Below are 6,991 nucleotides of genomic sequence, written 5' to 3' on the forward strand. Positions count from 1 at the left end.
CCCCACGGGCGTGCCGCTCGCACTCCTCCACCCGCCCCGCCACCATCGCGAACGCCGCGTCCTGCAGCGCCAGCATGCAGACCACCCGCAGCTGGGCCGCCCCCACGCATCCGTCCGCGACGAGCTCGTCCTCCGGCCAGCGCCGCCCGCCGGAGCTGCGCACCAGCTCCGTCCAGCGCTCGCCGGTGACCCGGCCGGACCGCAGCAGCAGCGCCTCCGGGCCGGGCGCGCCGGGGCTCTCCACCCCGACGACCAGTCCGCCGCGCAGGTGGAAGCTGCCGCCGGGCCTGCCCTGCACCCGCAGCTCTCCGGTGAACTCCTCGCGTCCGCACCCCGCGAGGGACCGGGAGAGCCGCTCGTAACCGGCCCGGTCGAGCGATCCGCGCGCGCCGCCGTCCAGAACACCGTCCAGCACGCCCGTCATCACACCCCCGACCCGATACGCCGTCGCACATCTGCCTGACACGTCGCCCTGAGGGGGCAATGTCTACAGTGGCCCGGCGTATACCGGCCGCATGCGACCGAAGCTGTCGTCAGGTGACGCGAGATGACCGCTCACGCCAGTCGAGACCCGTCATGCTTCGCTCATCCGACCGATCGGGGACCGGAATCTTCACATCGCCCCCACAGCGCACCGGCGGCTCAAAACCCGCGAGTTGGCCTATTTCCGGAAACGCCACCGTCTGTGCCACGATCACGGGGAACGTCCACCCCCGCGCAAGGGAGAGCCCGTGCTCACTGTCGGTGACAAGTTCCCTGAATTCGAACTCACCGCCTGCGTCTCGCTGGAGAAGGGCAGGGAGTTCCAGCGGATCGACCACAAGACCTACGAGGGTCAGTGGAAGGTCGTCTTCTCCTACCCGAAGGACTTCACCTTCGTCTGCCCGACCGAGATCGCCGCCTTCGCCCGGCTGAACGAGGAGTTCACCGACCGCGACGCTGTGGTGCTCGGCTTCTCCGGCGACTCGGAGTTCGTCCACCACGCCTGGCGCAAGGACCACCCCGACCTGCGCGAGCTGCCCTTCCCGCTGCTCGCCGACCCCCGGCACGAGCTGATGCGGGCGCTCGGCATCGAGGACGAGAACGGGTACGCGCAGCGGGCGGTCTTCGTCGTCGACCCCAACAACGACATCCAGTTCACGATGGTGACCGCCGGCTCCGTGGGCCGGAACCCGCAGGAGGTGCTGCGCGTGCTGGACGCCCTGCAGACCGACGAGCTCTGCCCCTGCAACTGGAGCAAGGGCGAGGCCACCCTGGACGCGGCCACCCTGCTGGCGGGTGAGTGACCGATGGCGCTCGCGGAACTGAAGTCGGCCATACCGGACTACGCCAAGGACCTGCGGCTCAACCTGGGCACGGTGATCGGCAACTCCCTGCTGCCCGCCCAGGCGTTGTGGGGGACGGTGCTGGCCTGCGCCATCGCCTCGCGCTCACCGATCGTGCTGCGGGAGCTGGAGCCGGAGGCGCGGGAGAACCTGAAGCCGGAGGCCTACCGGGCGGCGAAGACGGCCGCGGCCATCATGGCCATGAACAACGTCTTCTACCGCACCCGGCACCTGCTCTCCGACCCGGAGTACGGCGCGTTGCGCGCCGGGCTGCGGATGAACGTCCTCGGCGACCCCGGGGTGGACCGGGCTGACTTCGAGCTGTGGGCGTTCGCGGTGTCCGCGGTGAACGCCTGCGGCGCGTGCCTGGACTCGCACGAGCACAAGCTCCGCGAGGCGGGGGTCTCCCGCGAGGTGGTGCAGGAGGCGACCAAGATCGCGGCGGTCGTCCAGGCCGTCGCCGTCACCCTGGACGCCGAAGCCGTGATGTCGTCCTCCTGACGCGGCCCCCGCGCGGGACACACACGTGAGGGGTGGGCGCCACACGGCGCCCACCCCTCACCCGTTCCCAGCCGTGCGGACCCTTCCGCCGCTCCCGGTCAGGGAGCGACCGTCGACCCGGCGGGCGGTCCGCTCGCCCGGTGGGCGTGCCGGTGCAGGTACGAGACGACCGTGTTCAGCACGGCGACCAGCGGGACGGCCACCACCGCGCCGCCGATGCCGGCGATCATGCCGCCGGCGGACACGGAGAGCACCACGGCCAGCGGATGCACCCGCACCGCGCGGCCGAGGATGAACGGCTGCAGGATGTGACCCTCGATCTGCTGCACGGCCAGCACCACCAGCAGCGTCATCACCGCGACGAACACGCCCTGGGTCACCAGCGCGACCAGCACCGCCAGCGCCCCGGAGACGAAGGCGCCGACCAGTGGGATGAAGGCGAAGAGGAAGATGACGACGGCCAGCGGCACCGCCATCGGCACGTCCAGGAAGTAGATGCCCAGGCCGATGAAGACGGCGTCGATCAGCGCCACCACCACCGTGCCGCGCACGTAGGCGGTGAGCGTCCGCCAGGCCATCGGGCCGGCGCCCGCGACGCCCGAACGGGCCGCCGCCGGGACCAGCTTCAGCGTCCAGCCCCAGATCTTCTTGCCGTCGTGGAGCAGGAACAGCGTGCAGAAAATCATCAGGAGCAGCATGGTGAGCGCCTCGACGACCACCGTGACACCTTCGAGCCCGGCCGAGGTGAGGGACTCCGTGTTGGAGCCGACCGCCTCGCGCAGGTTCTCGGCGATGCCGTTGATCTGGCTTTCCGTCACGTGGAACGGGGAGTTGAGCAGCCACCGCCGCAGGTCGTCGATGCCGCCCTGGACCTGCTCGGAGAGGTTGTCGGCGTTCTCCATGATCTGCCAGGTGACGAACCAGCCCATCAGGCCCAGCACCGCGAAGCCGAACACGGCGGTGAGCGCGGTGGCGGCGCCGCGCGGCAGCCCGTGGCGTATCAGGCGGGCTGCGAGCGGCTGGAGCAGCGCGGTGACCAGCAGGGCGCCGGCGAAGGAGAGCACGATCAGCCGCACGGAGCTGATCACCCGCATCAGCACCCAGACGGTGCCGGCCAGGACGAGCAGCCGCCAGCCGGCCTCGGCGGCGACGCGCAGCCCCCACGGCACCACCTGGGCCGGGTCGGGCCGCACCACGACCTGCTGCACGACGATCGGCTCGTGCTCGGACTCGTTGCCCTCGTCGCGGCGGACCTCGGCCCGCCGCTCCTCCCACCGCTTGCCCGCGGCGTTGAGTCCGGCGCCGAGCCGGCCCGCCCAGTCAGGAAGTCGCGCCATGGTCGTCCTCTGCCCCCGTCTCTCCCCGTCACTCCGGGCGTGTCCGCTTGATACGGACGACCGTACATGGCTGCAGCCCTCCACCGTAGGACGGTGAAGGGCTGCCGCACGAACGCGCGGTGACCCAGGAGCGAAGCTCCTGGGTCACCGCGGTAGGGGTCCGGTCAGTACCAGTGGTTGGCCTGCCAGAAGTCCCAGGCGCCGCAGGGGCTGCCGTAGCGGGACTCCATGTAGTTGATGCCCCACTTGATCTGGGTGGCCGGGTTGGTCTGCCAGTCGGCGCCCGCCGTGGCCAGCTTCGAGGCCGGGAGCGCCTGGAAGAGACCGTAGGCGCCGGAGGACGGGTTGACCGCCTTGTAGTTCCAGCCCGACTCGTGGGAGACGATGTTGCTGAAGCACTGCCACTGGTCGGCGGCGACCATCTGGCGGGCCATCGCCTGAACCTGGGCCGTCGTGTAGGAGGACTGCACCGCGAAGTCGGCGGCGTCGGCCTTCTCGCGCGCGGCGCGGTCGGCCTTCTTCTGCTCGGCCTCCCGCTCGGCGGCCTGCTTCTTGGCGATGGCCTGCTTGGCCGCCGCCACGCGGGCCTCCGCCTCGGCGCCCTTGCGGGCCTCGTAGTCGGCGGCGATCGCCTGTGCGTCGGCCTGGGCCTCCAGGTGCGCGACCTGGACGTCGGCCTGCTGGCCGGCCGGGATGTCCGCGAGGAGCAGCGTGGCGCCCTCGGCGGCTGCCTGTGCGTCGTTCGGCTGGGCGGTGCTGCCCGTCGCGACGCCGACCACGCTTCCGACTGCGGTGACCGCAGTGGCCGAAGCCACCGCGAATCCCCGGACCGAGATCCGGCTCACACGATTTCCTTCCAGCATCGCCCGCATCGGTGACCCTGGCGGACGCGTTCGTGCCCCTGGCGCTGGCCTCCCAACAACGGGTCACGGAGGCGCGGGCCCGGTGGGCGACTCCCTTGCGGGAGCGCCGTGTACAGCTCGGGCGGCATGCGGCTGCGCTATGCAGTTGGCCGTGATGCTCATGGGGGGCGGTACCGCTGGGGGTACCGATGAGCCGCATGCGGGGCCTGACAGAAGGGAGACTCTGCCGTAACGGACACCGCAAGGCAATTCCCAGTGCCGTGTGAAAGCTCACATGGCCCACGCACAGGGGAATTTCACCGATCCGGAGGACGTGCGAACGCCGCCCGGCTAGGCTCTCGTGCCTTTGCCGGACGGCGCTCGACTTGCCTGCTGTTCCGCTCAGTTGGCGGTGATCGGAGGAGTGTCCTGATTACCGGATGACCATGTGCTTTCCTCGCGCATCATCCGATATCCATCCTTTCCGGACCGTCACATCGCGCTTTCCTCGAGCATCTCCGTGACCAGCGCGGCGATCTGGGACCTTTCGGACCGGTTGAGGGTGACGTGGGCGAAGAGCGGATGGCCCTTCAGGCGCTCGACCACGGCGACGACTCCGTCGTAGCGGCCCACCCGGAGGTTGTCCCGCTGGGCGACGTCATGGGTGAGCACCACCCGGGAGTTGGCGCCGATCCGGGAGAGCACGGTGAGGAGCACGTTCCGCTCCAGCGACTGCGCCTCGTCGACGATCACGAAGGCGTCGTGCAGGGAGCGGCCGCGGATGTGGGTGAGCGGCAGGACCTCCAGCATCCCCCGCGAGGTGACCTCCTCGATCACCTCGCGGCCGGTGACCGCGGAGAGCGTGTCGAAGACCGCCTGGGCCCAGGGGTTCATCTTCTCGCTCTCGGATCCCGGCAGGTAGCCGAGGTCCTGGCCGCCCACCGCGTACAGCGGCCGGAAGACCATGATCTTCTTGTGCTGACGCCGCTCCAGCACCGCCTCCAGACCGGCGCACAGCGCCAGCGCGGACTTGCCGGTGCCGGCTCTGCCGCCCATCGAGACGATCCCGATCTCCGGGTCCAGCAGCAGGTCGAGGGCGATCCGCTGCTCGGCGCTGCGGCCCTTCACCCCGAACGCCTCGCGGTCCCCGCGCACCAGGCGCACGTCGCCCTCGGCGGTGACCCGGCCGAGCGCCTTGCCCCGCTCCGAGGTGATCCGCAGACCGGTGTGGACCGGGAGGTCGACCGCCTCGGGGACGTGCACCGCTCCCTCCTCGAAGAGCAGGTCCACCTGCTCGGCCGAAAGGGTGAGTTCGGACATTCCGGTCCACCCGGAGGAGTCCGTGATGGCAAGCTCGGCGCGGTACTCCTCGGCGAGGAGCCCGACCGACGACGCCTTGATCCTGAGCGGGAGGTCCTTGGAGACGACCGTGACGTCGAATCCCTCGGCCTGGAGGTTCCGCGCGACCGCGAGGATCCGGGAGTCGTTGTCGCCCAGCCGGTAACCGGAGGGCAGCACGCTTTGATCCGAGTGGTTGAGCTCGACCCTGAGGGTGCCTCCCAGGTCTCCGATCGGGATGGGCGCGTCCAGCCGCCCGTGCTGCACCCGCTGGTCGTCGAGCAGGCGGAGCGCCTGCCGCGCGAAGTACCCCAGCTCGGGATGGTGCCGCTTGGCCTCCAGTTCCGTCACCACCACGACGGGGAGCACGACTTCGTGCTCGTCGAACCGGTGGACGGCGTTGGGATCGGCCAGCAGGACGCTGGTGTCGAGAACGTAGGTGCGCCGGTCGGGCTTGTGGCGCTGTGCGCTGGTCACCACGGAAGGACGTACCCCCTCGGGGAAGGTCGGGGAGCGACGACGGAATGTGGACCGGTCTCGGGCGCCGATGCGCGGGCCGAGAACCGGCCCCCCGCTGCGTCCGTGACTGCCTCGGCGGCACGGTCGGGCTGGTGCAAAGGGCCTCCCGGACGGACGGCCCCTGTGCCGCCCGCTGAGGTGTGACACCCGTGGTTCGGGCGTCGACCTGCAGGGGTTATGCCCGCCCACGGCCCTCGCCATGCCGTCACCCCGCCCCGTCGTACGACAACTCCCCCACGCCACCCGCGAGTGTCTGAACTCGTCGGTGGTGAGGGGGAGTTGGGAAAGCGCGTGATTCCGGCCGCGGTGGAGGGGCCCGGAGGACGTCGAGTTTCAGCCGCCGAACCGGCGGTGCCGGGCCGCGTAGTCGCGCAGCGCGCGCAGGAAGTCGACCTTGCGGAAGGCCGGCCAGAAGACCTCGCAGAAGTAGTACTCGGAGTGCGCGGTCTGCCAGAGCATGAAGCCGGACAGGCGCTGTTCGCCGCTGGTGCGGATCACCAGGTCCGGGTCGGGCTGGTCGCCGGTGTAGAGGTGACGCCCGATGAGGTCGACGTCGAGGGTCTCGGCGACCTCGTCCAGGGTCCGTCCGCGCTCGGACGCCTCCTGGAGCACGGAGCGCACCGCGTCGACGATCTCCTGCCGCCCGCCGTAGCCGATGGCGACGTTGACGAGTATCCCCGTGTTGCCCGCGGTGGCCTCCTCGGCCTCCTTGAGGGTGCGCAGCATCCCGTCGGGGAGACGGTCCGTGGCGCCCACGTGGTGCAGACGCCAGCGACCATCGGCGGCGAGGGAGTTCACCACGCCCTCGATGATGCCGAGCAGCGGGACGAGCTCCTCCTGCGGGCGGTCGAGGTTGTCCGTGGAGAGCAGCCACAGGGTGACGACCTCGACGTCGGTCTCGGCGCACCAGCCGAGGAACTCCTCGATCTTCTCCGCGCCGGCCTGGTGACCCTCGGCGGTGGTGCCGCCGGCCGCCTTCGCCCAGCGCCGGTTGCCGTCCACGATCACGCCGATGTGTTTGGGCACCTGGGCATGGTCGAGGTGGCCCTCTACGCGGCGTGCGTAGACCCTGACGAGCAGGCGGCGAAGGTTGTCGCGCAGCTTCACGTGATTGTCAGCCCCTCCGTGC

At 70.5% G+C, this 6,991-nt stretch carries 6 protein-coding genes and 1 pseudogene; 2 read left to right on the plus strand and 5 right to left on the minus strand.

Annotated features, from left to right (window positions below):
* Nucleotides 1-415: pseudogene (locus ACOV8S_RS15890) on the minus strand (MarR family transcriptional regulator); the annotation flags it as partial.
* A 316-nt stretch (nucleotides 416-731) separates the two neighbouring features.
* Here ACOV8S_RS15890 and ACOV8S_RS15895 point away from each other — a divergent pair.
* Together ACOV8S_RS15895 and ACOV8S_RS15900 are read left to right on the plus strand one after the other, a co-directional pair.
* Nucleotides 732-1,286, plus strand: coding sequence for a peroxiredoxin (locus ACOV8S_RS15895; protein WP_448318472.1), 555 nt, complete (start codon nucleotides 732-734; stop codon nucleotides 1,284-1,286).
* Between the two features lie 3 nt (nucleotides 1,287-1,289).
* The gene (locus tag ACOV8S_RS15900) at nucleotides 1,290-1,826 is read left to right on the plus strand and encodes a carboxymuconolactone decarboxylase family protein (RefSeq protein WP_448318473.1); all 537 of its coding nucleotides are present in this window, start codon (nucleotides 1,290-1,292) and stop codon (nucleotides 1,824-1,826) included.
* Between the two features lie 98 nt (nucleotides 1,827-1,924).
* On the opposite strand, the gene ACOV8S_RS15905 is transcribed toward ACOV8S_RS15900, so the two are convergent.
* From ACOV8S_RS15905 to ACOV8S_RS15920, 4 genes are all read right to left on the minus strand, one after another.
* Entirely contained in the window at nucleotides 1,925-3,163 is a 1,239-nt protein-coding gene (locus ACOV8S_RS15905; RefSeq protein ID WP_448318474.1) for an AI-2E family transporter, read from the minus strand.
* Nucleotides 3,164-3,327: 164 nt separating this feature from the next.
* Complete coding sequence (locus ACOV8S_RS15910) at nucleotides 3,328-4,026, minus strand: aggregation-promoting factor C-terminal-like domain-containing protein (RefSeq protein ID WP_448318475.1); 699 nt, start codon at nucleotides 4,024-4,026, stop codon at nucleotides 3,328-3,330.
* Between the two features lie 471 nt (nucleotides 4,027-4,497).
* Nucleotides 4,498-5,823: a PhoH family protein gene (locus tag ACOV8S_RS15915; RefSeq protein WP_448318476.1), complete on the minus strand. Its 1,326-nt coding sequence runs from the start codon at nucleotides 5,821-5,823 to the stop codon at nucleotides 4,498-4,500.
* Between the two features lie 372 nt (nucleotides 5,824-6,195).
* Complete coding sequence (locus ACOV8S_RS15920; protein ID WP_351116961.1) at nucleotides 6,196-6,969, minus strand: isoprenyl transferase; 774 nt, start codon at nucleotides 6,967-6,969, stop codon at nucleotides 6,196-6,198.
* Nucleotides 6,970-6,991 lie beyond the last annotated feature (22 nt).

Source organism: Streptomyces sp. CO7 (genome assembly GCF_053474865.1).

Coding starts and splice junctions, on each gene's coding strand:
- ACOV8S_RS15900 (WP_448318473.1), top strand. CDS start 1,290: ATGGCGCTCGCGGAACTGAAGTCGGCCATACCGGACTACGCCAAGGAC.
- ACOV8S_RS15905 (WP_448318474.1), bottom strand. CDS start 3,163: ATGGCGCGACTTCCTGACTGGGCGGGCCGGCTCGGCGCCGGACTCAAC.
- ACOV8S_RS15910 (WP_448318475.1), bottom strand. CDS start 4,026: ATGCTGGAAGGAAATCGTGTGAGCCGGATCTCGGTCCGGGGATTCGCG.